The organism is Stutzerimonas sp. FeSN7 (assembly GCF_030263795.1).
In the GTDB taxonomy this organism is placed as follows: domain Bacteria; phylum Pseudomonadota; class Gammaproteobacteria; order Pseudomonadales; family Pseudomonadaceae; genus Stutzerimonas; species Stutzerimonas stutzeri.
Genome location: NZ_JARPMN010000001.1, coordinates 2183630 through 2207768, shown reverse-complemented (window position 1 = coordinate 2207768; position 24139 = coordinate 2183630). Strand labels below are relative to the sequence as shown.

Below are 24139 nucleotides of genomic sequence, written 5' to 3'. Positions count from 1 at the left end.
GTTCGCGGCCAGGATGCGAGGCGAACGGGTTGCGGTCAGCGCAGCGGACTGCGCCGTAGCCTTGAAGACCGGGGCTACCTGGGCATGTCGCCGACGACGTCGGCAGGCATTTCCGATGTGGGTATGGCGGCGGGATCGCCGGCCGCGAGCATGTCCATGGCCGACAGCAAGGCATCGCCCTCGATCGGGCCCTGCAGCAGGATCGCCTTGCCGGTTTCGCGATCGTGCAGCCGCAGCGATGGCGTGGCGATCACGCCGCTGTTCGTGGCTTCCGCCGTCTGGGCGCGGATCGGTGCATCGGGCCGCTCGCTCGCCAGACACTGCTCGATCGCTGGAGTGAGGTCGGGGTAGCGCAGCCCTTCAGGCAAGCCCTGGCCGTCGCTCCGCGTGTGGGCATAGACCCATTCGACGGCCTGCCAAAAGGCGGCATGGCTGCCGGCTTCGCCCGCGCATTCCGCCAGGCGCGCTTCGGCGGACGCGGCTGGCTCATGCGCGGCCAACGGCAGGTGGTGCCATTGCAAGGTCACGTCCGCATTGCCGGCCACCCAACGCTTGAGCACTGGAAAATAGGACCGGCAGAACGGGCATTCGAGGTCCGCGTAGAGCGTCAGCGTGAAACGCCCTTCCGGATTGCCCATCTGCCACGGAGGCCCAGCCACCTGCGTGTCGCTGACTGGCGCCGAAGTCTGAGGTGTGGACCCGCCTGGCGAACGTGACACGAGCCAGATCAGCAGCAGCGCAACCAGCACCGCGGCCAATGCCCAGGGCCAGCGGAACTGCCAGCGCCGACGACGGAACGCCTGGACCTGCATCGGAATGGATGGGCGTTTCTGTTCCATGGCGTTCTCCGGTGTACGGCAGATTCAGGGCAGGTCCAGGGCCGGCGACTCGATGCCGCGTGCCCGGTCGATCTTCTCGGCCACCTTGAAGGCGGCATCCAACTCGCTGACGCCGTGCTGCTGCATGAGCTGGTAGCGCTCGGCCTTCTCTTCGGGTTCGGTCTGCGCGAGCGCGAGATACAGGCTCGGCGGCACGGCGCGGAAGAGCACCTCCATGCTCTTGGAGAGGATGACGCCCTCGGTGAACTTGCCCGCTTCCTTGCGTGCCGAGAGCATCAGCGCTTTCTGCGCTTGGCTCAGTTCGCGGAACCGCGCGATCTTCTCCACTTCATCGGGGGGCATCGACAGGCAGATCCACCACTCGATCATGTTGAGCATCGGCTCCGCGGCGCGCGGTAGGTCGTCAATATTTTGTGTAGCTAGCCAGTACCAGGCCCCCAGCTTGCGCCACATTTTTGTAATTTTCACGGTATACGGCGCGAGCAGCGGGTTCTTGGTGATCACGTGGCCTTCGTCGGTCACGTTGATGATCGGGCGGCCGAGATACTGGTCACGCTCCGCGATGTTGTTCACCGTGCTGATGAGGCTGATGTACGCGATCGAGAGCTGCGCGTTGTAGCCCTCGCGGGCGTAGGTCGCCAGATCGACCAGCGTGATGTCGGCCTCGGGCCACGGCGTGCCGTCGCGGTCGAACATCTCGCCGTCCGTGCCTTGGCAGAACATGTCCATCGCGTCCGCCATCTCCAGCAGCCGCACGCGCCGCATCTCGGGCAACGTCGGGTCCTGGCCGCGGGTGCGCAGCGCATTGCGCACATCGCGCGTGAGCACAGTGCGCTTCTCTGCCACGCAATGTTCGGCCGCGTCGAGGATGCACTGGCGGATCAGCGAGCGGTCGGCCCGCGTCATCCGCGCTTCTTCCTTGTCTTCGCCGCCCGTGATCATCAGCCGTGCCGTGATCTCCAGCTCGCCCAGCACGTCGCGCTGCTCGTCCGCCTCCATGGCCGAGGCATCCGGTGGCAGGTCTTCGTCCAGTGCATCGGCATCGAGCGTCTGCACGTCGCTGGGCGTTTCGATCAGCCGGCGTGCGTCGGCGAACGGCGCCAGGCTGATGCCCGAGCCGGGTGCCAGCTTGACCCGGTTCACGGTCAGCCCCAGGCGCCTGGCGAAGTCGCTGAACAAGCCGAAGCTGTTGCCGGCTTCCACGATGAAGAGGCGCGGCCGATAGATCGCGGTGACCTGGTTCAGCAGGTTGTTGAGCGTGGCGCTCTTGCCCGAGCCCGTGGGACCGAACAGGAACAGATGGGCATTCATCTGCCGATCCAACCTGTTCAAGGGGTCAAACGTAATCGGGCCGCCTCCGCGATTGAACATCGTGATGCCGGGGTGCCCCGTGCCCTGGGCGCGGCCCCACACCGGCGACAGGTTCGCCGCGTGCTGGGCGAACATCAGTTGCGTGTACCACCGGCGCCGGTCCTTGCCGGGGTTGTAGCAGCACGGCAGCCAGCGCAGGTAGCTGTTGAGCGGCGCCACCTCGTCGTCCTCGCGCACCGGCTGCAGGCCGGCGTTGAGCATCACGTTCGCGAGGTCCAGGCCGCGCCGATCCAGTTCCGCCTCGTCGCGCCCGCGTAGGTAGAACGCCAGAGTGCCCCGGTAGAGCTTGTGCGCGCTGCCGATCAGGGAGCGGGCTTCATGCACGTCCTTGAGCGTCTGCTCCGACGCCAGCGTCTCGCCCACAGCTTTCTTCGCCAGATGGTTGAGGTCCGATTCGAGGACGTCCTGCGGCGTGGCCACCATGGTGAGACACATCAAGGTGTCCTCGGGCATCTGATCGAATAGCGTGTTGATCGCGTCTCCCTTGCGGGTCTCGCCGGTCAGGTGCCCGGTGCCGGGCGGCATGCGCAGCCGGTCGGTGATCAGCACGCGGTGCGGCATGCCGTCGAAGTACCAGGCCCCTTGCGCCACGTCCGAGCGCGGCTGCCCAAAGAACAGCCGCTGGCTGAAATCCCGCCCGCTCGCCAACTCGATCTCGCCGGCCTCGCTTTCCTCGGTACTGTCCGGATAGCGCGCCAACGCGTAGAAGCGCTCCCGGTCCTCCACCCCAGGGCCGAGCAGCGTGGGGCGCGGGTTGAACCATCGCAGCAGCCAGTCGTGAACGTCCGCTGCAACCATGCGCCGGGCCTGGATGCCGGCGTTCGCCAGGCCGCCGCATAGGCGGTCGCAGACGATGCCCAGCATCTGCTCGGGTGTCTGGCCGCGGCGGTTTGCCTGTCCCTGTCCGCTCGCGCGGCGGTACACCACCATGCGCACACGCCGCGTCTGCCCGCGCCAGCGCAGCCGCGTAACCACCGTGTCCTCGAACAGGCCGCCGGGCTTGGCCACAGCGCGCAGGTGGTGGCCGAAGAAGCGCAAGTAGAACTCGGTGAACGCCGAGCCGCGCGCACGTGGCTGCACGTAATCGCGCAAGGTCTGCATGTACTGGTCGAAGCTCGGTTCGTCCTGGGCATAGAGCTGGAGCACCCACGGGTTCTCGTCCAGTTCATCGAAACTGTCCTGAAGCGCGTTTTCCAGGGCGTCGCGGGCATGCGCGAGCCAGCCGGGTTCCCGGCCTTCGGTGCCCAGCGGCACCAGTTCGTAGAACGCCGCCACCGATTGGCCATCCTCCAGGAGCATCGATTTCGACCCGGGCAAGAACTCCACCCAGGGCAGCAGTTCCACGAAGGACGGCGCAACGTCGTACAGCGCCTGCTCGTCGGCCACGGTCGCTGGCTTGCGGCCGTGGACTGCCGAACCGGGTTCGGGGATGCCGGCCTGGCGCAAGGCCTCGACGTGGCGCTGCCAGCTGTCCGGCTGCTCATCGCTAGCCGGGCTACTGGAGCCGGCGCCGGCCAGCTTCGGCCATGGGAGTTTCCACCGCATCAGTAGTCCTCCACGCGCTCGCCCGGCATCGCGTACTGGATGCGCTGGTAGAGCGGGAAGACGGTCGTGTAGCCGGGCACCGGCACGGGATCGGTGCCGGCCAGATGCGGGTACACGTACATCACGAGATCGGGATTGGGCAGGCGCTGGAACTGGCGGTGGACCTCATTGCGCGCGGTGCGCGTGTAGCGCATCTGCTCGACAGGTGCGGCCTGCACGTCGGCGTCGGTCAGGGGCCGACGCAGGCTCTGGCGCGCATCGAGCAGCTGGCGGCCGGCGTTCCGTCCGGCTGCGCCACCGCCGTCGCCGGCCTCCTGCTGCCAGATGTCCATCATCGTGCGGTCACCGTGGGTCAGCAGCTTTTCCTTGCTGGTGGCGCAGCCGCCGAGCACCGCGACGGCGAGGGCCAGCACCAGGCCCTTAATCGAGTTCGAGAGCATGGCTTTCTCCTGCGCGGTGATCGACCTTGCGGCCTTCGGGATCGAAGTCGATGGCGAGCGGTTTTTCGAGGTGGACGGCGACCTTGGCGCCGGGCTGCACATAGACGGCGGCGAACGCCTGGCCGTAGAGCTTGTTGACCCAGGCCGACATGTCCCGGACACCGCCCGCGAGAATCTGGCCGACCGCTTCCTGGCCGGTGATGCCCACGGTGCCGATGGAGCCGTCCGAGCCGACATAGGACATGCGGCCGCTGTCGCTCTCGATGAGCGAGGCCACGCCGGCACCGGCCGCGGTGATCAGGGCCTGCGAGCCGAGGTACTGCTGGGCGTTGCTGCGCCGCTCGCCGCTGACGCAGGGGATGCCGTGCGGGTCGCTGATCCAGCCCAAGCCGTCGCGTTGCTGGTTGTTCTGCTGGTTGCCCTCGCGGTCTTCGGGGATCGTGCGGATCGTGCCGTCGTTGAAGACGAACGTGATGCTGCGCACCTGGCCGCGCACGCACGAAAGCGTCCAGTCGCCCGATGCGGTGCCGCTGAACACGGCGCCGGCCACGTCGGGAATGTCGATGCCATTGGCGGTCAGGTTGTCCGGCCCGACCAGGACTTTGAACGGATAGGGATCGTTGACCGTGCCGTCGATCGGCACGCGGCCGATCAGCGCGGTCATGGCGACCGAACCCATGAGCGTGGAGTTGGTCGGCACGGTATAGACCGGCTTGGCACTCTTGACCCCAGAGGCGCGGGCGCCCGCGTTGGCCACGGTTTCCGCGGTGGTTTCGAGCGTGCTCTGCGCCGGGCCGAAGCTCGTGGGGAAGCTCATTCCGCCGCTCGCGCCACGACCGCCGTTGCGCCCCTCGGCGGGCTTTGCGTCGTCCGGCTCGACCCACCGCACGCCGCCCTCCATGCCGGCCTCGTCGCCGCCCTGCAGCCCCAGGCCCACGGGCAGGTCCGCATGGCCGCCGCCGCGCCCGCCGATGCTGTCCAGGCGCCGCTGCAGGTCGGCGAGCAGCCCTTCGGTCTGCTGGCGCGCGCTGGCCGCCTGCTCCTGGTCGCGGCGCAGGTTGGACCGCTCGGATTCGAGCGCCGAGTTGATGCGCTGGTCGATGGAGTTCTCGCGCTGGCGCAGTCGCTGGTTCTCTTCACGCTGCGACTTGTTGTCCGAGAGCGCGGTCTGAAGCTCGGTGCGCAACTGCTTCACTTGGGCAACGAGCGTCGCCACGGTGTCGCGCGGGGTGTCGCCTTCGATGCCCAGCGCCTTCATTTCCTCGGGCGTGAGCTGGGCGCCGTTGTCCGCCGCGGGTGGCGCCGTGCTGCCTCCACCCGAGAACAGCCGGATACCGACGAACAGCACCAGGATGGCGACAGGGATCATCAGCCACTTGAGCAGGCCGTTACTGCGCATGGCGGGCCTCCTTGGCGTTCTCGTCGCCGTCCGGCTGCGGCAGATGCACGGCAGGGTCGAAGCGGTGAATCGCCGGCAGCAGCGACTGCGCGAGGCCGCGGCCGCCCGTGACCAGGTAGAGGACGGTCGTGTCCTCGGGCGTGCCGCGCGGGCCCAGCGCCTCGTGCTGGAAGGTGGCGGTGAGGAAATCGCCTTGCAGCACGCGCGGGTCGAGCGCGACCCAGTCGGCGCCGGTGTTGGTAAGGCGCACGGCAGTCACCCATTGGTCTTCCAGGCGCCACGACGCGAGCGCGACCGCGCGCACCGGCAGCGTTGGCATCAGTGTGTCCAGGTCGAGGTCGCGGGGCAGGTTGACCCGCATGACGCCCGGAAGCGGCTCGACGGTGCGCAGCGGTGCGTAGAGGTTCTGCGCGGCGAAGCGCGTCAGCACGACAGGGACCGGAGTTTCGCGCCGCGCGGTCCGCGCACCTGCCTGGCCCTGGGCGCGTGCCGGGGCCTCGGCACTGTCGGCCTGCTCGCCATAGCGTCCCGGTGCGCTGTCACCCTCGACGATGCGCACCGGCTCCAGCTCGGCTTCCCCGTCCTTGGGCGGTTCGGCTGCGATGTCCAGCAGGATCAGCGCGCCCGTGTCGGCGTCCTGCAGTTGCAACCGCGTGGGCTCGATCGGCTCGCTGGCGCGCAGGTACACCGCGCCACCCGCACTCTGCACGCGCAGGCGTTCGCCCACGCCCGCGGGCACGCCCACGCGCACGTTCCGGTCGATGAACACGATGCGTTCCTGACCGACCTTCAGCGGCACTGCCAGTGGCATGCGTTCCCAGCGCAGGATTTCCACTGCATGGGCGACGGGTGCCGCGGCCACGGCCAGTAGCCCCAGCAGCGCGAGTACAGGGTGCTTCATGGGGTGTTTCCTCCTTGAGGCGCTTGCGGAGACAGGCCACTCGGCGCCGGGCGCGTCGGCTCCGGTGCACTGATGCGCTGGGGCGCGCCGTCGTAGCAGTCCAGCGCCAGGCCGAACGGGTTACGGGCGGGATCGACGTCCACCCGCGTGACCTTGATCGGATAGCGCACCAGGGCGCGCTTGACCTGCTCGGCGCCGTAGTACTCGTCCGCCGTGATGTCCAGCGTCACCACCCAGTCGCGATCGGACACGGTGCGCACGCGCGCCGTGGGGTCGTCGCCATAGCCGCGGCCGGGAATCTCGTAGATGCCGCGCACGCGCTGACGCAGCTCGCCCGTGGAGCGGCGGTAGTCATAGTCCGCCCGCAGGAAGGCCTGGCAGGACGGGGTGAGGTACGGCGAGAGCGTGTGGAGGTTGCGCGAGTAGTCTTCCTCGCCATTGGTTGGCCAGCGGTTCAGCGTCTGGAACACGTAGAACGTGAACGCATAGACCGATTCGGGCGGCACTTCCCACCACTTGCGGGTACTGCCAGAGCGCAGGTCGGGCGGGACGTGGATGGTCAGGTCGCGCGGCGCGCTCCACCAGCCGCCGCCCATGACCAGGGCGACGACGACCAGCGCGCCCGCGGCCAGCCGCAAGGTCTTGATGTGCGCCTGCAGGTGGGTGATCTCGTTTTTGAAGCGGCTCATCGCATGCTCCTGCGGGTGGACCAGAAGCCCGAGCGCGAGATCAGCACATGGCCACCCACCCAGCCGGCCATCAGCGGATGGCGCGTGGCGATGCGCCATTGCAGTTGCCGATACAGCCAGGTGTCGGGACGCCCACGCTTGAGGCGGCGCAGGATGCCGCCGCCGATGAAGACGCCGAGCGCCACGCCCAGGACGACGAAGGTCGGCGCCAGCGCGATCGTGCGGAACACCCACGAAAGCGGCGCGCCGACCAGCAGGCCGGCGGCGCCGGACAGGCCGCAGCAGATCCACAGCTCGTCGGCGGTGAGGCCGCGCACGACAACGGGATGGCGGTTGAGCCGGTGCGGAAGGAACGTGACCGTCCCGTCCGCACGGACGTGCTGCTGCTCGGACATACCGGCCTCGCCTTACAGGATGCCCGTGGCTTCGGTGAGCAGCCAGATGCCGATCACGAGCAACACGGCGCCGATGGCGACCGTGAGGCCGAATTGGCCCCACGTCTTGCGGCCGGTGTGGATCTCCGCGTAGGTTCCGTAGGCGTGGTAGCAGACGCCGATGAACATCGACGCCACCACCAGCAGGGCCACGAGCATGATGATGTCGTAGCCGTAGTTGCGGATCGTCTCCATGATGCCGTTGCCGGTGCCGCGCGTCGGGTTCTCCAACTGCGGCAGGCCTTGCGCGAACGACAGCGCGGGCAGCGCGGCGGCGCCCAGGGCCATGGCGGCGCGCTGGGCGAGACGGGAAGTGAGGATGCGGTTGTGCATGGTCGGGCCTTTCAGGTCAGGACAGAAGGAAGAAACTCAGGACGAGGTACATCGCGACGAAGCGGATGCAGACGCCGAGGAACTGGCGCTGGTTGAGGCGGCTCTCGGACCACCCCACGTAGGCCGTTCGGATGGCCCAGACGCCCCACACGAGCAGGACCGCGAACACGACGCCGACCAGGACGGTCGCCATTGCGGAAGGCGCGATGCCGCTGTTGGCTTGAAATGCCGAGACCTGGGCGCCGTTCATTGCTTGCCCCCCGCAGTCGTCGCCGGCAGCGGCTCGGCCGCCCGCTCGGTGCGGTAGTCGCCGGCCAGTTCGGAGGGGTCGCGCGGCTGAGCGCGCGATGGCGTCAGGTGAAACTGGATGCCGGCGCGAACGCGCGCCAGGTCAGCCAGCAGCCGCGGGTAGTCGAAGTGGTAGCGCTCGCCCGGCTGGATGGGGGCATGCGCGGCGCTGTCCGCGACGGTGCGCTCCAGCGCGTCGAGCTGGCGCAGTGCGGCGACCAGCTCCTGGCGCTGTGCCGGAGACTCGGCCAAGGCCATCTGGGACTGACCCAGCAGGAGGGCCGTCACGAGAAAAGTGGGCACGCCGCGATGCGCGGCGCGCAGCCAGATCGAAGCCACCATCGCGCCATTCCTGTGTGATCAGCAATGGGGTGATCGTGGAGATCAGGGCTGTTTTAGGCCGCAAACAATAGGAACTGGCGGACGACCGGATTGGGCATACCGCGAGCGAACCTACAAAAGCCCGGGTGGAGTTTCGATTATTGCGTTTTTCGAGTGTTTCGAATATGATCGGCTCTGCAACCGTTTTCGCTTAGGAGCTACCCATGACCACCGCCACTGCCCAATCCAAGATGACCCTTCCCGCCGCGGGAGAGGTTAAGGCAGCCGTCCAGGGTCAACGTGCCTTGGCGGCTTACCTCGCAACCCAGTTCGAGACGCAGCACATCCAGATCTTTGATGACCACAAACAGGCTCATCAGGTGGAACTGCCTACCTCGGCTTTACGCCTGCTGGTCGACATCCTGGCCGAGTTGGCCGATGGCAATGCAGTAAAGGTGGTGCCCGTCCATGCAGAGCTGACGACCCAAGAGGCGGCGGACTTGCTCAACGTGTCCCGTCCCCATTTCGTCAAGCTGCTAGAAGATGGGGTGTTGGCATTTCATCGCACCGGCAAGCACCGCAGGGTGAGGTTCGCCGATCTGATGCAGTACAAGGAAGCGCGCGAGCGCGCCAGTGAGCAGGCGATGGCCGAACTCGCTCAGCAGTCGCAAGAGTTGGGAATGGGATACGAATGAGGCATTCCCCATTCACCGCCGTCTACGACGCGTGCGTTCTATATCCCGCGCCACTGCGGGATTTCCTGATGTGGCTCGGCCTGTCTGGCCGCTTCCGGGCGCGGTGGAGCCAAGCCATTCATGAGGAGTGGAAACGCAATCTGTTGATCAACCGCCCCGATCTCACCCGGGTTCAGGTCGACAGGACGTCGGATCTCATGGACAGGGCCATTCCGGACGGCTTGGTGGAGGGCTACGAAGCGCTCGTGGCAGGCCTGACATTACCCGATCCGAACGATCGGCACGTCCTGGCTGCGGCGATTCGCTGCGGTGCGAGCGTGATTGTGACGTTCAACGAACGTGATTTCCCGAACGATCTGCTGGCTCCGTACGGCATCGAATCGCAGCACCCCGATGAGTTTGTGGACAACCTGCTGGATCTGGATGCGGCCGCCGTAGTGTCGGCTGCGCAGCGCCAGCGTGCCCAACTCAAGCATCCGCCGATCGATGTGGACCGCTATCTCGAAATCCTGCTGCGCCAAGGCCTTGTGCAAACGACCAAGGTGCTGGCGACCTATCGCACCATTCTCTGACCCGCCGAGAGCCACGGATGACCAAGAATCCTTCATCAGACGCCACTTTGCCGAAAGGCATCCATCGAAGCTGGAAGCTGCCGGATAAGTCGCTGGGTGACTTGTGGGATTCGATCGTGATGGACGAAGCCATCAAAAAACAGTTGCTGTCACAAGCGATCGTCAACTTCACGGTGCGCCCCAAGGTGGAGCGCACGGTACTCCCCCTGCACGGCGTGATCTTGTTGGTCGGCCCGCCGGGGACTGGGAAGACCTCCTTGGCACGGGGCTTGGCGCATCGTGTGGCCGAATCTTTTTCTTCTGCGAAGTTTCGATTGCTGGAAGTGGAGCCTCACACGCTGACGAGCTCTGCAATGGGAAAGACTCAACGCGCCGTGGCAGACCTGTTCTCGCAATCGATCGCAGAATCCGCAGCGGCGGGCCCGACGATCGTCCTTCTGGACGAGGTCGAAACGCTTGCGGCTGATCGAGCGAAGCTCAGCCTGGAAGCCAACCCGGTTGATGTGCACCGGGCCACCGACGCGGTGTTGGTGCAGTTGGACATGTTGGCCGAACGCAACCCGCATCTGCTGTTCGTGGCCACCAGCAACTTCCCACAGGCCGTCGACAGTGCCTTCCTATCTCGTTGCGACATGGTGATGGAGGTGCCACTGCCCGGCAAGGATGCCTGCAAGCAGATCCTAGTGGACTGCCTGAATGGCCTGGCAAAGACATTTCCGGGGATTGGCAAGCTTTCCTCGGCTCACCAGTTCGACGCGTGCGCTGGCGAGTGCGTCGGATTGGATGGTCGGGCCATTCGCAAGGTCGTAGCCAACGCCCTCGCGGCCGACCCGCAAGTGGCTATCGATCCGAACAAGCTTTCCGTAGAGCACTTGCGCAGTGCGATACGACAGGCAAAGCAAATGCGCCTTCAAGGAGGGAAGCAAAAATGACCACCGTTGTCAGCCGGACGTTTCGCAGCTCGCCGCACCGCGATGCGTTGCAGACATGGGATGCCATTGTCGAACTGCTCACTCAGGGCAAGGACGGCACGGCTCGCTCTGAACTCAGGGCCGTGACGGGCGTGGCCGCCAGCTTGATCGCCGACCAGGCACCCAAGAGCGCGCCCATCGTTGCGACATGCGATGGACCACGGACCAGGATCTACTGCCTCTTCGACGAAGACGCGATCTATGGTGATGATGCCAACGAAGAAGTCTTGGGGTTCGAGCCGTTGAAGGGAGACTGGGGAGTCTCGCTGCCGTGTCCGAAGGAGCAGCTCGGCTGGGTGCAAAGCGCGCTCAAAAAGCACAGTTCTCGCATCATTGCACGGGACTTGAGCCAAGGAATTGCCACGCAGGCGCAGGCCGATGCTGGGCAAGCGCTGTCGCTCGACCTCGGAGGTTTCCTCAAGTCATGAGCACCGTCGCCACCTACTCGTACACGCACTCGGTTACCTATGTGACCGACAACATCCTCAAGAGCTTGAAAGACATCATCCTGCTCAGTGGGCTGGACCCTGAGCACTTTGCGGATCGCTGGGAGAGCAATACCCGAGCCATCAAGACGTGGCTCGGGACCGGTGATCTGCGCAAGGTGATTCTGGAGATCTACAACCCGGCAACCGACAAGCTCGTGACCCGATGGGATATCGACATCGTGTATGGGTGGTCCGATGGCGACGGCAGCTTCTGGACAGATACCGAGCAGTTGAAGTACGCGATCAAGAAAGCTGGGCTGCTGCCATCGCAGGCCAAGTACAAGTTAATGCTCGATACAAAGCCAGGGCGACCTGATGTGGAGGGATGGAGCAAAGGAAGTTATCGCTCGACGGATGGAATGGTCAAGCAGAGCCTAGGCTCGACTGTCGAACACAGCGGCCTGGCGGGTCAGGCCGGATATTGGAGGCAACGCTGATGCTGTCGATCGATGAAGCTTTTCGCAAGTTCAAGTCGCGTCTGGAACTCAACGAACGCGAACAGAAGAATGCCTCGCAACGCCAGAACGAAGTGCGGGACTACCTGCAGACCAAGTTCGGCATTGCGCGCAGCTTCCTGACCGGTTCCTATGCTCGATACACGAAGACGAAGCCGCTCAAGGATATCGACATCTTCTTCGTGCTGAAGGACTCGGAGAAGCATTACCACGGCAAGGCCGCATCGGTAGTGCTGGATGATTTCCACTCTGCATTGGTGGAGAAATACGGTTCGGCGGCCGTGCGCAAACAGGCGCGCTCGATCAACGTGGATTTCGGTGTTCACATCGACGCGGAGGACAACACGGACTACCGGGTGGTCAGCGTGGATGCGGTGCCCGCATTCGATACCGGCGACCAGTATGAGATCCCCGATACGGCGTCCGGAAAGTGGATCAAGACGGACCCGGAGATCCATAAGGACAAGGCGACCGCAGCGCACCAAGCCTATGGCAATGAGTGGAAAGGTCTCGTGCGCATGGTGAAGTACTGGAACAACAATCCCAAGCACGGCGATCTGAAGCCGGTGAAGCCCTCGTTCCTGATCGAGGTAATGGCCCTTGAGTGTCTTTACGGCGGCTGGGGAGGATCGTTCGATCGCGAGATCCAGTCGTTCTTTGCCACGCTTGCCGATCGAGTTCATGACGAGTGGCCGGATCCCGCCGGACTTGGCCCGGCGATCAGCAACGATATGGATGCCGCGCGCAAGCAGCGCGCGCAGCAGCTGCTGTTCCAGGCGAGCCAAGACGCAAGCATCGCCATCGACCACGCGCGTCGTGGTCGCAATATCGAAGCGCTTCGCGCCTGGCGCGCACTGTTTGGCCCCAAGTTCCCACTGTCCTGATTCCATCGGCTTCCATACACGTCCCATCGAGGTACAGCATGTCCCAGTGGTCGCTTTCCCAGCTCCTGTCGTCCCTGCATGAGGACATCCAGCAGCGCTTGTCCGTAGTACGCAAGACCTTCGGTCACCCGGGTACGAAGGGGGATGCGAGCGAGAACGTCTGGATCGACATGCTGGATACCTATCTGCCCAAACGGTACCAGGCGGCCAAGGCGCATGTGGTGGACAGCCTGGGGAACTTCAGCCAGCAGATCGATGTGGTGGTGTTTGATCGGCAATATTCGCCTTTTATCTTCACCTACGAGAACGAGACGATCATTCCAGCCGAAAGCGTGTACGCCGTTTTCGAGGCCAAGCAGACGGCTGACGCGGGGCTTGTGGCCTATGCCCAGGAGAAGGTCGCCAGTGTGCGCAGGCTGCACCGCACGAGCCTGCCGATCCCGCACGCTGGCGGGACCTACCCAGCGAAGCCGTTGATTCCGATTCTGGGTGGCTTGCTCACCTTCGAGAGCGAATGGAGTCCTGCATTGGGTCCATCCATGGACAAGGCGCTGAACGCAAACCTCACCGAGGGGCGTCTGGACATCGGATGCGTTGCCGCCCACGGGCACTTTTTCTATGACCAAGCCAGCGGCGCGTACAGCTACACCAACGAAAACAAGCCGGCGACCGCGTTTCTTTTCAAGCTGATCGCGCAGCTTCAGTTCAGTGGAACGGTCCCCATGATCGATGTGGAGGCTTACGGTCAGTGGTTGACCAAGTGAGGGGGCGCTGTGGCAAGCATACGTTCGGAGTACCACCGGTTCCTGGCGCACTTGGCGCAGCGGCACGTGCACGACGACGTGCGCCGGCTGGCGCACCTGGTGCTCGATCACCTGCAGCCACTGGCCGAGGTCGGTGCTGCACGCCGGGGGCGCTCCACGCGCTTGGCGCCGCTGGCCATCGCGCATCTGGCGCAGATGCCTGTCGCCTACGACGGGGACGCGCGCGGCCCCGAAAACGGGCCGGCGCTCGGGCGACTGCACCAGCTCGAAGTCGGGCCGTTTCGAGGATTCATGCGGCAGGAGACGTTCGACCTCAGCCATGACATCACCTTGGTCTACGGTGCCAACGGCACCGGCAAGAGCAGCTTCTGCGAAGCCTTGGAAGTGGCGATGCTCGGTTCGATCAGCGAAGCGCAGGCCAAGCGGGTCGACCAGCGGACGTACTGCAACAACGCTCGCCTGCGCCGCCACGTCGCGCCAGTCCTGTCGTCTACGGCGGCGGGCGAAGCGCAGGCCGTCCAGCCCGACGAAGCTGAGTATCGCTTCTGCTTCATCGAGAAGAACCGCCTCGACGATTTCGCCCGAATCGCCGCGCGGACCCCGAGCGATCAGCGCCAGCTCATCGCCACCTTGTTCGGCGTGGACCAGTTCAGCGAGTTCGTGCGCGGCTTCAACCCCTCGCTCGATCAGGACCTGATGCTTGCCGGCGTGCAGGCGGCGCAGCTGGCGCAGCGTCGCCTGCGGTTGGCGAACTCCGAACAGACCATCGCCGCCTACCCGCAGAAGATCGCAGCGGTCGAGGGCCTGGAACAAGCTTTGGCGCAGCGCATGTCACCTGGCGCGACCTATCAAGCCTGCGTGGACTGGCTGCTGGGTACGCCGCAGCAGCAAGGACGGCTACCGTATGTCCAGGCTCAGCTGGACGCCAACCCGCCTGCCATTCACGAGGTGACCCAGGCCCGCCTGCAAGCGTTGCTGGCAGAGGCCTACCGCGTCCAGGGACTGTGGCAAGCGTCTTCCGCGCAACTCGCGGCCCGCGCGGGCGAGGTGTCGTACGCGAAGCTCTACGAGGCCGTGCAAGCGTTGGCGGACGGGGCGACCGCGTGTCCGGCATGTGGAACCGGACTGGCCGCTGTGGCACAGGACCCGTTCGCCAGGGCGCGAATGGGCCTGGAGCAGCTCGCGCAACTGGCCGTCCTGCAGCAGCAAGAGGCCGGGCATCGGACGCAGTTGAGCGAGGCGGTCCGAGCGCTGTGGGACGAAATGCGCCGCGTGGTGGCGGCGGCTGGGGTCGCTTGTCCTGCCGAATCGCAGGCCGCGGGCCTGCCACTGCTGCCTCCCACGTCGGCGGGCAATTGGCTCGGCGGCTGGGTGAATGGGGACCAGCGCGCCTGGCAAGCCCTCTTACGGATCGCACAGATCATCGAAGGCTTCGACGCGCAGGCGCGCGACGTGCATGCCCAGCGCGGCGCGATGGCCCAGGAGCGGGACCGCCTGCAACAGCATCAGCTGGAGATCGAACGGCTGCGGACCATGCGCACGACTGCGGATCAGGAGCTGGCGGCCGCCCGCCAAACCGTGGCCCAATTCGACGACGCGAACCGCGGCCTGATCCAGGCGGCCACGGACGAAATGCCGGTGGTGGTGCACCATCAGCGGGTCAAGGCCGCCTACGACGGCTTCCTACCCGAGATTCAGGCATACCTGACCGCTCTGCCGGGGGTTCTGCTACAGGGGCTGGGAGACCAAGCCCGCCATCTCTACAACGCATTCAACCGGGCCGATCCGCCCGGCGATCTGCTGCACGCGCTGTGGTTGCCCGTGGCCGAGAACGGCAAGATCGAGGTGGAGTTCGCCGGCGAGCCGGGCGTGCGCTACGACGCGTTGATCGTCTTCAGCGAAGGGCACATCAAATGCTTGGGTCTGGCGATTCTGCTTGCCAAGAACCTCGCGCAGGGCTGCCCCGTGGTCATCTTCGATGACGTCGTCAATGCGATAGACGACGACCATCGCGATGGCATCTGGCGTACCTTCTTCGAGGACGGTTTGCTCCACGGCAAGCAGGTTATCCTCACCTCGCACGCAGAGGAGTTCCTGCACCGCATCCAGCAGGAGTTGGGCGTGCGCCGCGCCGCGGCCATCAAGCGCTACAAGTTTCTCCCGCATCAGGGAGAGCACGAACTGCGGGTCGACAGCGACCCGCCAGCGAAGAACTATGTTCTTCTGGCCCAGCAGGCGTTGGCGGCTGACGAGAAACGCGAGGCACTGCGCCAGGCCCGGCCGGCGCTGGAGAGTCTGACGGACCGCCTGTGGACGTGGCTGGGTCGGCGGGCGGACGGCCGGATCGACATCAAGCTGAGCGGGCCCCGCGCGCCTTGGGAGCTGAACAATAAATGCACCAAGTTGCGGTCGGCCGTCGAGCGTATCGCGGCGCAACATGCGGGTGCGCCGGATGCCGTAGGGGCGTTGGTCAGGCTGCTCAATGTCAGCGGTACGAGTATTGAATGGGGTTACCTCAATAGCGGTGTGCACGACGCTCAGCGCGATCATGAGTTCGATCGGGCGACGGTAAGAACGGTCGTCGAGGCGGTTACGGCGTTGGATGCTGCTCTTGATACCCTGCAGAACCGATGAACGGCACACGGCTTTGCAGAGCAGTGCCGCCCGTGTCACCTCATAAGTACTTCTTGAAGCTGCCTGCGGTCAGGCTGACTGCCATCCCCAGCAACGCCGCGCTGGGCAGCAGGATGACCAGAGGATGCACCGCTATGGGCAGTGCGAGATAGGTGACCCAAGGCAGCACGGCCAACGGCATCAGGCTGGCCTTCGCGCGGTGGTAGATGAAGCCGGATTCGCGGCCCGCGCCGAACCGGCGCACATCCCGTCGCACCAGGCCGTCGATCAGGCCGACGAATGCTGCAGTGAGGATCAGCGGCAGCGTGAGTACCAGGACCAGCAGGCGCACCAGGAAGGTGAGCGTCGTGAAGGCCGCAGCGATCAGGTAGCTTTCGGCCCAGACATAGACTTGGCTGATGTAGTAGCGGAAGTTGCGGCTCTGCCCGTGGCTGGCCGCGCGGGCGCGCTCGGCGGTCTGGCTCATGCGCTCCAGCAACCCCGAGCGCACGAACACCCACTCGTACCCGGTATCCACCAGCTCGTGCGCCGTGCGCCCGGGCTCCTGCACCACCACGCTGCGCGTGAAGTGGTTGGACAGGTGCCCGAGTTCGTACTGCAGCATCTGCTGGGAGTGGCGCCAGCCCTGGTCCTTCCAGAACAGGTGCATGCCGACGCACTCCACCACGATCGAGAACAGCAGCGAACCGATCAGCACCCCGAGCAGCCTGAACGGCAAGGTGATGGTGCCGACGATCAGCCCCTGGCGCTGGTTCTGCTCCCGCTGCGCGGTCGAGGCGGCATCCTTCATGGTGCGGCCTCGCCGGTGCTGTCGTCGGCGCCGGTGGCCACCGCGTCAGGCTCGGCCGGAGCGGCGTCATCCAGCAGGTCGTCGGGCAAGGCAGCCTCCTGCAAGGCTGGGGAACTGGTGAACTCCCACCATTGCGTGGCCTCGCTGTAGCTCTGACGCATGTACCCAGCCAGTTGCTGCAAGTCCGCCGGCATCACTTCATCGGGGTCAGGCGCTGGCAGTGGCATCCGGACCTTCCAGAGCTGACCACCCTGCAGCAGCGCGAAGCATTGGCCTTTGGGCAGGCCGACGACGTGGGATGGCTCGATCATCGGCACGCTCGACATGCTGATGCGGTCTTGCGTGTTGCTGGTGAAGTCCGTCGTCCCGCGGATGTCCGAGGCATCGGTCGCGCCGGAGACGATGGTGGTGGTATAGACCTCCACCTTGGGCAATTGACGGGTCAACAATTCCGCGGTGGCGGTTTCCCGAACCCGCAGCATGAACAGGTTGTTGAAGTTGCCGATCACCTGGCCGGCCTTCGCGCGGTTGCCGATGCGGGCCTCGATGTCCGAGAGCGTCTGCGTATACGCGGTCACCTGCAGCCCGGCACCGCCGCCCTTGTTGATAAGGGGGATGAACTCGTCGCCCATCAGTTCGTTGAACTCGTCGGCATGGACGTTGATGGGAATGCGCGTGCCAGCCGAGGCACCCGGCAGGCCGTCGTCGATCCCGTGCTTGTAGATGTGCCCGGCTACCGACACCAGGTCGGAGAACATGGAGTTGCCGACCGCCGCGGCGACTTCAGCATCCGACAGCGCATCCAGGCCGACATAGACCACGGCGCGCTTCCTGATGACTTGCATCCAGTCGAAGATCGGGCGCGCGTCAGACAGGTCGGAGTAATTCGGCGCCAGGAGTTGGGCGATCTTGCCGCTGGTGAGCTTTTCCAGCAGCGGCAGCAGCGATGCAACGATCTTGTCGAAGTAGGTCTTGTCGTAGCGCACCGCCGAGCGCAGGCCATCGAGCACAGGGTCGTAGTTGCGCGCCTGGGAGAGGTATTGCTCCAGCGCCACCACACGCTTCTCGCGCCCGATCATGTTCCTTGGGATGTTCTTCTCGTTGAGCTTGGCCTCGATCTGGACGATCACCTCCCAGGTCTTGGGCTCGGTCTTGGCGAAGTAGTGTTGGGCGTACTCCATGAACAGCGCGTCGATGTTGATTACGTGCCGCTGGATCAGCATGTAGTCCGGGCGCTGCCCCAGTTCCACCAATGCGCGCGCAATGATGTTGACGAAGCGCCATGCGAACTCGCGGAACGCTGCACTGTTGCCCTCGCCGGAGAGTTGCCCGGCAATGCGCGTGGCGACTTCACTGATGCGTCCGAAGCGCCCCACCGCGTTGTAGCGTGCAGAGAACTCGGGCCAGCCGAGGTGAAAGACGTAGAACTCGCCCTCGCGACCCGCTCGCTTGGCTTCGACGTACATGCGTTTCAAGAGATCCGCGTCGCCCTTGGGGTCGATGACGATCACGACCTCATGCTCACCGTCTGCATTCGTGCGACGGATGTCCTGGGTGACGAACAACTCGGCCAGCCGCGTCTTCCCCACGCGCGTGGTGCCCAGCACCAGCGAATGGCCGACGCGCTCACCCAGTGGCAGGCTGACGTCGACCTCGTCGGGTTCGATGCCGTGCAATCGCGGCAGGCCGCCTACCGGTGGCAGTGGCCGCACGGGGTTGAATGACACATCCCAGCCCGTGAGCCGTACGAGGCGAGACAGTGGAAACGGTGCGAACTCCAGCCGCTCCTCCAGGCGTCGCGCCAGCCGGTATGCCGGTGTTGGCTCGACGTAGCGGCGAAATTCCGGCCGGTACGTCTGCATCAGCCTGTGGGTGTGCTTCTGTTCCCACAGGAAACCGCGCCCCACGAACAGGCGCTGCTGGCTGACCGGCACGTCCCTGCTCGTCATCACGTAGCGCGGCAGGCGCCGGATGTTGCGGCGGTAGCGCAGGATCACCCGCGCATCGCGGTAGCGGATCGCGCCATAGGCGCCGAACGCCAGTGCGGCACCGACGCCCATGGCTGGGCTCAGCGCGAGCGACCACGGGGCCACCAGGGACAGAAACGCGGCGCCCGCACATGCCGCGACGGTGTATAGCTCCACCGCTGGGCGCAACAGGACTTCGACGGGCTGTTTCCCCGACATGGCCTCATTGCTCGATGCCGGTCGCCGTGATCAGCGCCGGGTAGTGCCGCAGGCCCAGGCGTTCGGCCAGATCATCGCCGGCCACGGGGGCCATCGGCACGCCAGGCGCCAGTGCGCGCAACCGCGCCAAAGCCTGCGCGGTCTCGACATTGACCACCAGGCCGACCGCGCCGCGGTCGTGCAGCGACGCCGCGTGACGGCGCAGCCAGGCTTGCGAGGTCTCATCGTCGCCGATGACCACGAAAGGCCGCAGGCCCGGTGCCTCGATCACGCGCCGCGCGACGAAGCCGGGCATCAGCTTCGCGCTGCGTACCGGCAGCATCGCTGCCTCGTCAGCGGGGGTGGCGGGAATCTGCGGCGTCGGAATGGGAGGCCGCAACGCGCTGTTGGCGCGTGGCTGCAGGTTAAGCGCTTCGTAGTACGGCAGCGCCGACGCGCCGCCGCGGTCCTCGACCACGATCAGCGGTTCGGCGGCATGCGCGACCAACGGCAGCGCCGCCAGCAGCGCGAGCAGGCCCCGCAGGGTCCAGAGCGGTTTCGTCATGGGGTCGACTCCTGACGCACGGCTCGCGCCGTGGCGATTGAGTGCGTGCCCTGCACGCGGGCGAGGTGTCGGGATACGCTGCGTCGATAGCGGGCGGCAGGCTCACCGCCCGCGGGCCGGTGGTAGCGGCCCATGGCCAGCAGCCAGTCTTCACCGGGGGTGTACTGCTCCTTGAGGATCTCGGCGGCGCTGGCGAGATTGCGGTACGGGTCCAACAAGTCGCAGGCATGGGTGTAGCGGTGCGGGTGGTAGCCCAGGTTGATCTGGCCCAGGCCCGCGTCGATGCGCGTGGGTGGCGTAGATCGCATCGCCTGCTGCAAACCGGCGCAGGCATCGGCACGGGTGGCGAAGCGCCGCGACTGGCCGGCGACATTCAGGGTCCACGGCCATGGGACGATGCGTCCATTGCGTCGCATGCCGCTCTCCTGCAAGGCCACGGCGTAGAGCACCGTCGAGGGAATGCCCGCGCGCTGTGCGGCAAGCTGGTAGGCCGGTGGCGGAACCTCCTGGGCATGGGCGGCGCAGGCGAACAGGCCCGCAGTGAGCGCCAGTGCGCGCAGCAGCGCCGTTACGGCTGGCGTTGCCATTGGCCGTTCACTTCGCGCACAACCGCAGGCAAATCGCCGGGCAGGCTCAGCGACAGCCAGCGGCCGCCGTCGTGGTTGAGCGTGATGCCGCCGCTGCGCACCCGGGCCGGGTCGATCTGGGCGCGCTTGGCCCAGTCGCGGATGCGCGCATCGTCCTGGCGGCTGCCGACCATGTAAAGGTCGAACTCGGCACCCGAGGATTGCAGGCGTTGGACGAGTTGCCCGCAAGCCGCGCAGCCGTCCTTGATGAACACTGCCGTGCGACCGCTGCCCCGCGCAGCGGCGGCGCCTGGCCTCTCGTCAGACAGGTTCACCCGCTGCATGCCGGGGTTCAGGCGCTGCCAGGCCTCGTCGTAGGCGCGCTGGTACGCGAGCAGCTTCTCCACGCGGCGCGCTTCGACTTGCACCTGCAGCTCTGCGTAGCGCCGCCGTTCTTCGTCGGTGCGCGCCTCGATGCCCAGGGCGGACAGCGGGTCCAGATTTGGCGAGTAGATGCCCAGCGGCCCATCCATCAAGTCGCGATAGCGCGCCCATTCCTGCGGTTGCAGGCCCCATTCGCCTGCCACCCGGTCGTCCAGGATGCGGGCGGCCAGCGGGCGCTCCTGGCTCTGCGCATTGCGGGCGGGGGTCGTGGCGGGCTGCTGCGCCCAGGCGGGCAACTGCATGGAGCCCAGCAGGAACGCGTACAGGATGATCGACGGCTTCATGTGGTGGGCTCCGGTCAAGGAATCGCCACGCGACGGGTCTGGTCGCCGGCCTGGAACACCGCGGCATTGCCCTCGATCGCCTGCAGGCGCCACGGACCCAGCGCATCACCCGGCAGCAGCACCTGGAGCTGATCGGGCGTGAAATCTCCGGCACTCGGGGCGACGGACACGCTGCGCTGACCCGCGCGCAGCTCAGCGCCGACGACACGAAATGGCAGCGGCGGCGGTTCGGACTTGGCGGTGGCCGGTTGGCTCGGGGTGCGCCGCTGGGTAGGCGCCGCTGCACGCGCAGTCGCTTGGCGCACCTTGATCTGCTCGACTTCGGTACGCAGCGCCTGAACGTCCTCGGCGGTGGCATAGCCACCCAGCGCCTGTTCGGCTTGAACGATGCGCGCCTCCATTGCCTGCCGAGCGTCTTGCAGGCCTGCGGCGGTGGCGGCTGCGGGCTGCTGCTGCAAGGCCCGCGTGGTCTCGGCCAGCCCGGTCACCTGGGCTTCGAGGCGCTGCAACCGGACATCGAGCTGCTGCTGGTCGGCCTGATCGGTCATCGTCTGGTGGCCCAGGATCGCGAAGACACTGAGACCCAGCAGCCAAAGCCAGAGCAGGCTTTGCAACACCACGGCGGCGGTCGGGCGCCGGAGCGGCTGTGCCGCGTTCATGGCTGGCCTCCCGCAAAGGGGAACGTCTGCACGGCCTCGGCAGCAGGCGGCTCGGACACCGGCTCGGCACCGGTGTCGCGACCAGGCCGCTCGAAGCAGACCTGCCGCGTCCGGTCATCGGCGTGCAGTTCCCAAGCCGGACCGGCCAGGGTGAGCAGTGCATCGCGCAAGGTCATGGGGCCGAGATGCAAGTGCGCCGCCGGCAGCGGCAGCGCGTACAGCTCGATCACCGCATGCGGGGTCTCGCAAAGCTGGTAGCCGCTGCGTTTGAGCACATGCCGCAGCCCGTCGCCGACCGTGGCGCGGACCTCCTCGGGCATGGACACGTCGATGGTCTGCACCAGCAGATCGCGCTGCGCCGCCATCGGCGCCAGCTCCACCAGGGTGTAGCGGCCATAGCGCACGACGGGAATGAACTCGGGCGGTGCAGCCTCGGGCGCGGGTGGGACGTCCTCGACGGTGCTGGCGGCCAGCGGCGGTGGCGTGGTCGCGCAGCCGCTGGCCAAGGCTGCGGCCAGGAGGCTGGTACCGACCAGACACCGGGATACATGGATTGCAGGCATGGCATCGGCTCTTCTGTTGCGATGCCGATACCTTGGCTGCGCGCGGCTGCGCGGTCAGTCAGAAATGCGAACTGGGGGGTGCCCGCTTTTGCAGTCCAACACATAGCGCAACCCGCAAATCCAACTGTGGTTTGCACATTAATTCTATAAATGTTGTATTATCGAATCATGAAAGAGGATCAAGCCATTTCCGCCTTAAACGCCCTGGCTCACACCCAGCGCCTGCGCGTGTTCCGCGCCTTGGTCGTTGCTGGCCCGGGCGGACTGACGCCGAGCACGCTAGCTGACCAGCTCGACGTGGCCCGCAACACCTTGTCCTTCCACTTGAAGGAACTGGCCCATGCTGGCCTCGTCAGCATCGAGCAGCAGGGCCGCAACCTGATTTATCGCGCCGAGTACGGCCGCATGGACGGTCTGATCGGTTACCTGACCGAGCATTGCTGCCAAGGTGGCGTATGCGAGGTTTCTCCATCCAAGACCTGCTGCTGACCATGACCGATACCACTTACAACGCCTTGTTCATCTGTACGGGCAATTCGGCCCGCTCCATCCTCGCCGAAGGCATCCTCAACGACATGGGCCAAGGGCGGTTTCACGCCTGGTCGGCAGGTAGCCATCCGAAAGGCGAAGTTCACCCGCTGGCACTCGCCACGCTGGAGCGGCTGCACCTTCCGACAACGGGCTACCGCAGCAAGAGCTGGGACGAGTTCGTGAAGCCCGATGCGCCGGTGTTCGATTTCATCTTCACCGTCTGCGACAACGCAGCCGGCGAGGCGTGTCCGCTGTGGCCGGGCAAGCCGGTGTCGGCGCATTGGGGCGTGCCTGACCCGGCAGCCGTGGAAGGCACCCTGGAACGACAAAGCAAGGCGTTCTTCGATACCGCCATGACGCTGCGCCGACGTATCGAGTTGTTCCTGTCGCTTCCGATCAAGAGTCTCGATGCCATGTCGTTGCAGCGTGAACTGCGCGACATCGGCCGCCAGTGAGGCCCGCCCGATGAGCGCAACCGATACTGCCGGCCCCGCGCCAGCAAACTCCGCCATGAGCGGCTTTGAGCGTTACCTGACGCTATGGGTGGCGGTGTGCATCATCGCGGGGATCGCTCTGGGCCAGTTCGCGCCCGCCGCATTCCAGGCCATCGGCCGCATGGAGATTGCCAAGGTCAACCTGCCGGTCGGCCTGCTGATCTGGGTAATGATCATCCCCATGCTGCTGAAGGTGGACTTCGCCGCGCTTGGCCAGGTGCGCCAGCATTGGCGGGGCATGGGGGTCACGCTGTTCATCAATTGGGCCGTCAAGCCGTTCTCAATGGCGTTGCTGGCGTGGATCTTCATCCGCCACGTCTTTGCCGACTGGCTGCCCGCCGATCAGCTCGACAGCTATATCGCCGGCCTGATCCTGCTGGCTGCTGCACCGTGTACCGCAATGGTTTTCGTTTGGAGTCGGCTGACTGGCGGTGATCCGGTATTTACGCTGTCGCAAGTGGCCTTGAACGACACCATCATGGTGTTCGCCTTCGCACCCATCGTCGGCCTGCTGCTGGGCCTGTCGTCGATCACGGTGCCGTGGGACACCTTGCTGGTGTCGGTGGGTTTGTACATCGTCATTCCGGTCATCCTGGCCCAGCTCTGGCGCCGGGCGCTGCTGCGCAAGGGGCAGGCCGTTTTCGACAGGGCACTGGAACGCATCGGCCCATTGTCCATCGCCGCGCTGTTGCTGACGCTGGTGCTGCTGTTCGCCTTCCAGGGCGAGGCCATCATCCGGCAGCCGCTGGTGATCGCCATGCTGGCGGTGCCGATCCTGATCCAGGTGTTCTTCAATTCCGGTCTGGCGTACTGGCTCAACCGCCAGGTGGGCGAAAAGCACTGCGTCGCTGGGCCATCCGCGTTGATTGGTGCCAGCAACTTCTTCGAGCTGGCCGTGGCCGCCGCCATCAGCCTGTTCGGCTTCCATTCCGGCGCAGCACTCGCAACAGTGGTCGGCGTGCTCATCGAGGTGCCGGTCATGCTGCTGGTGGTGCGCGTGGTCAATCGCTCACGCGGCTGGTACGAACGCCGCGCGACCACTTCGTAACCTCCAA

28 protein-coding genes are annotated in these 24139 nt (G+C 65.7%); 11 read left to right on the top strand and 17 right to left on the bottom strand.

What is annotated here, in order from left to right:
- Window positions 1–74 precede the first annotated feature (74 nt).
- The 10 genes from P5703_RS10315 to P5703_RS10270 are packed head-to-tail and all read right to left on the bottom strand — an operon-like array spanning window position 75 to window position 8581.
- A complete protein-coding gene (locus P5703_RS10315; protein WP_003149757.1) occupies window positions 75–839 on the bottom strand; it encodes a DsbA family protein in 765 nt (254 codons plus the stop codon).
- Between the two features lie 24 nt (window positions 840–863).
- Entirely contained in the window at window positions 864–3755 is a 2892-nt protein-coding gene (locus tag P5703_RS10310) for a conjugative transfer ATPase (protein WP_011516996.1), read from the bottom strand.
- Complete coding sequence (locus P5703_RS10305) at window positions 3755–4195, bottom strand: TIGR03751 family conjugal transfer lipoprotein (protein WP_003149753.1); 441 nt, start codon at window positions 4193–4195, stop codon at window positions 3755–3757. Before P5703_RS10305 ends, P5703_RS10310 begins: the two co-directional genes overlap by 1 nt.
- Entirely contained in the window at window positions 4176–5594 is a 1419-nt protein-coding gene (locus tag P5703_RS10300) for a TIGR03752 family integrating conjugative element protein (protein ID WP_004350605.1), read from the bottom strand. Before P5703_RS10300 ends, P5703_RS10305 begins: the two co-directional genes overlap by 20 nt.
- Entirely contained in the window at window positions 5584–6495 is a 912-nt protein-coding gene (locus P5703_RS10295; protein ID WP_285586544.1) for a TIGR03749 family integrating conjugative element protein, read from the bottom strand. The genes P5703_RS10300 and P5703_RS10295 overlap by 11 nt, the downstream gene beginning before the upstream one ends.
- Window positions 6492–7184 (bottom strand): PFL_4703 family integrating conjugative element protein, encoded by a 693-nt coding sequence (locus P5703_RS10290; protein WP_003116810.1) that lies wholly within the window; start codon window positions 7182–7184, stop codon window positions 6492–6494. The genes P5703_RS10295 and P5703_RS10290 overlap by 4 nt, the downstream gene beginning before the upstream one ends.
- Entirely contained in the window at window positions 7181–7579 is a 399-nt protein-coding gene (locus P5703_RS10285; RefSeq protein WP_003050133.1) for a TIGR03750 family conjugal transfer protein, read from the bottom strand. The genes P5703_RS10290 and P5703_RS10285 overlap by 4 nt, the downstream gene beginning before the upstream one ends.
- A gap of 12 nt (window positions 7580–7591) precedes the next feature.
- Window positions 7592–7951 (bottom strand): TIGR03745 family integrating conjugative element membrane protein, encoded by a 360-nt coding sequence (locus P5703_RS10280; protein ID WP_003153634.1) that lies wholly within the window; start codon window positions 7949–7951, stop codon window positions 7592–7594.
- A gap of 16 nt (window positions 7952–7967) precedes the next feature.
- Window positions 7968–8201 (bottom strand): TIGR03758 family integrating conjugative element protein, encoded by a 234-nt coding sequence (locus P5703_RS10275; RefSeq protein ID WP_003050225.1) that lies wholly within the window; start codon window positions 8199–8201, stop codon window positions 7968–7970.
- Complete coding sequence (locus P5703_RS10270) at window positions 8198–8581, bottom strand: integrative conjugative element protein, RAQPRD family (RefSeq protein ID WP_003090167.1); 384 nt, start codon at window positions 8579–8581, stop codon at window positions 8198–8200. Before P5703_RS10270 ends, P5703_RS10275 begins: the two co-directional genes overlap by 4 nt.
- A gap of 203 nt (window positions 8582–8784) precedes the next feature.
- Here P5703_RS10270 and P5703_RS10265 point away from each other — a divergent pair, with 203 nt between their 5' ends.
- The 8 genes from P5703_RS10265 to P5703_RS10230 are packed head-to-tail and all read left to right on the top strand — an operon-like array spanning window position 8785 to window position 16023.
- A complete protein-coding gene (locus tag P5703_RS10265) occupies window positions 8785–9255 on the top strand; it encodes a helix-turn-helix domain-containing protein (protein WP_003050245.1) in 471 nt (156 codons plus the stop codon).
- Window positions 9252–9827 (top strand): PIN domain-containing protein, encoded by a 576-nt coding sequence (locus P5703_RS10260; RefSeq protein ID WP_003153636.1) that lies wholly within the window; start codon window positions 9252–9254, stop codon window positions 9825–9827. The genes P5703_RS10265 and P5703_RS10260 overlap by 4 nt, the downstream gene beginning before the upstream one ends.
- A 17-nt stretch (window positions 9828–9844) precedes the next feature.
- Window positions 9845–10759 carry a CBASS system CD-NTase-associated protein Cap6 gene (cap6, locus tag P5703_RS10255; RefSeq protein ID WP_003050256.1) on the top strand — a complete coding sequence of 305 codons (915 nt, stop codon included), beginning with the start codon at window positions 9845–9847 and terminating at the stop codon, window positions 10757–10759.
- A complete protein-coding gene (gene cap8 / locus P5703_RS10250) occupies window positions 10756–11226 on the top strand; it encodes a type III CBASS phage resistance system CD-NTase-associated protein Cap8 (RefSeq protein WP_003153638.1) in 471 nt (156 codons plus the stop codon). The genes cap6 and cap8 overlap by 4 nt, the downstream gene beginning before the upstream one ends.
- On the top strand, window positions 11223–11723 hold the full coding sequence (gene cap7 / locus P5703_RS10245) for a type III CBASS phage resistance system CD-NTase-associated protein Cap7 (protein WP_003090159.1): 501 nt from the start codon (window positions 11223–11225) through the stop codon (window positions 11721–11723). The genes cap8 and cap7 overlap by 4 nt, the downstream gene beginning before the upstream one ends.
- Window positions 11723–12625, top strand: a complete 903-nt coding sequence (locus tag P5703_RS10240) for a CBASS oligonucleotide cyclase (RefSeq protein ID WP_003153640.1) — start codon at window positions 11723–11725, stop codon at window positions 12623–12625. Before cap7 ends, P5703_RS10240 begins: the two co-directional genes overlap by 1 nt.
- 38 nt (window positions 12626–12663) lie before the next feature.
- Window positions 12664–13389 (top strand): CBASS effector endonuclease NucC, encoded by a 726-nt coding sequence (nucC, locus tag P5703_RS10235; RefSeq protein WP_003050273.1) that lies wholly within the window; start codon window positions 12664–12666, stop codon window positions 13387–13389.
- A gap of 9 nt (window positions 13390–13398) precedes the next feature.
- A complete protein-coding gene (locus tag P5703_RS10230; RefSeq protein WP_003153642.1) occupies window positions 13399–16023 on the top strand; it encodes an AAA family ATPase in 2625 nt (874 codons plus the stop codon).
- Between the two features lie 40 nt (window positions 16024–16063).
- Here P5703_RS10230 and P5703_RS10225 read toward each other — a convergent pair whose 3' ends face one another.
- The 7 genes from P5703_RS10225 to pilL2 are packed head-to-tail and all read right to left on the bottom strand — an operon-like array spanning window position 16064 to window position 22059.
- A complete protein-coding gene (locus P5703_RS10225; protein WP_003153644.1) occupies window positions 16064–16813 on the bottom strand; it encodes a TIGR03747 family integrating conjugative element membrane protein in 750 nt (249 codons plus the stop codon).
- Window positions 16810–18999 carry a type IV conjugative transfer system coupling protein TraD gene (traD, locus tag P5703_RS10220; RefSeq protein WP_013391804.1) on the bottom strand — a complete coding sequence of 730 codons (2190 nt, stop codon included), beginning with the start codon at window positions 18997–18999 and terminating at the stop codon, window positions 16810–16812. Before traD ends, P5703_RS10225 begins: the two co-directional genes overlap by 4 nt.
- 4 nt (window positions 19000–19003) lie before the next feature.
- Window positions 19004–19543: an integrating conjugative element protein gene (locus P5703_RS10215; RefSeq protein ID WP_013391803.1), complete on the bottom strand. Its 540-nt coding sequence runs from the start codon at window positions 19541–19543 to the stop codon at window positions 19004–19006.
- The gene (locus P5703_RS10210; protein ID WP_013391802.1) at window positions 19540–20130 is read right to left on the bottom strand and encodes a transglycosylase SLT domain-containing protein; all 591 of its coding nucleotides are present in this window, start codon (window positions 20128–20130) and stop codon (window positions 19540–19542) included. The genes P5703_RS10215 and P5703_RS10210 overlap by 4 nt, the downstream gene beginning before the upstream one ends.
- On the bottom strand, window positions 20112–20837 hold the full coding sequence (locus tag P5703_RS10205) for a TIGR03759 family integrating conjugative element protein (protein ID WP_013391801.1): 726 nt from the start codon (window positions 20835–20837) through the stop codon (window positions 20112–20114). Before P5703_RS10205 ends, P5703_RS10210 begins: the two co-directional genes overlap by 19 nt.
- A gap of 14 nt (window positions 20838–20851) precedes the next feature.
- A complete protein-coding gene (locus P5703_RS10200) occupies window positions 20852–21496 on the bottom strand; it encodes a hypothetical protein (RefSeq protein ID WP_013391800.1) in 645 nt (214 codons plus the stop codon).
- Window positions 21493–22059, bottom strand: coding sequence for a PFGI-1 class ICE element type IV pilus protein PilL2 (pilL2, locus tag P5703_RS10195; RefSeq protein ID WP_013391799.1), 567 nt, complete (start codon window positions 22057–22059; stop codon window positions 21493–21495). Before pilL2 ends, P5703_RS10200 begins: the two co-directional genes overlap by 4 nt.
- A 168-nt stretch (window positions 22060–22227) precedes the next feature.
- Here pilL2 and P5703_RS10190 point away from each other — a divergent pair, with 168 nt between their 5' ends.
- Genes P5703_RS10190 through arsB form a run of 3 tightly spaced genes read left to right on the top strand, consistent with a single transcriptional unit; the run spans window position 22228 to window position 24132 of the window.
- Window positions 22228–22548 (top strand): ArsR/SmtB family transcription factor, encoded by a 321-nt coding sequence (locus P5703_RS10190; protein ID WP_016445103.1) that lies wholly within the window; start codon window positions 22228–22230, stop codon window positions 22546–22548.
- On the top strand, window positions 22515–23045 hold the full coding sequence (locus tag P5703_RS10185; RefSeq protein WP_016445104.1) for an arsenate reductase ArsC: 531 nt from the start codon (window positions 22515–22517) through the stop codon (window positions 23043–23045). Before P5703_RS10190 ends, P5703_RS10185 begins: the two co-directional genes overlap by 34 nt.
- 55 nt (window positions 23046–23100) lie before the next feature.
- A complete protein-coding gene (gene arsB, locus P5703_RS10180) occupies window positions 23101–24132 on the top strand; it encodes an ACR3 family arsenite efflux transporter (protein WP_425483440.1) in 1032 nt (343 codons plus the stop codon).
- Window positions 24133–24139 lie beyond the last annotated feature (7 nt).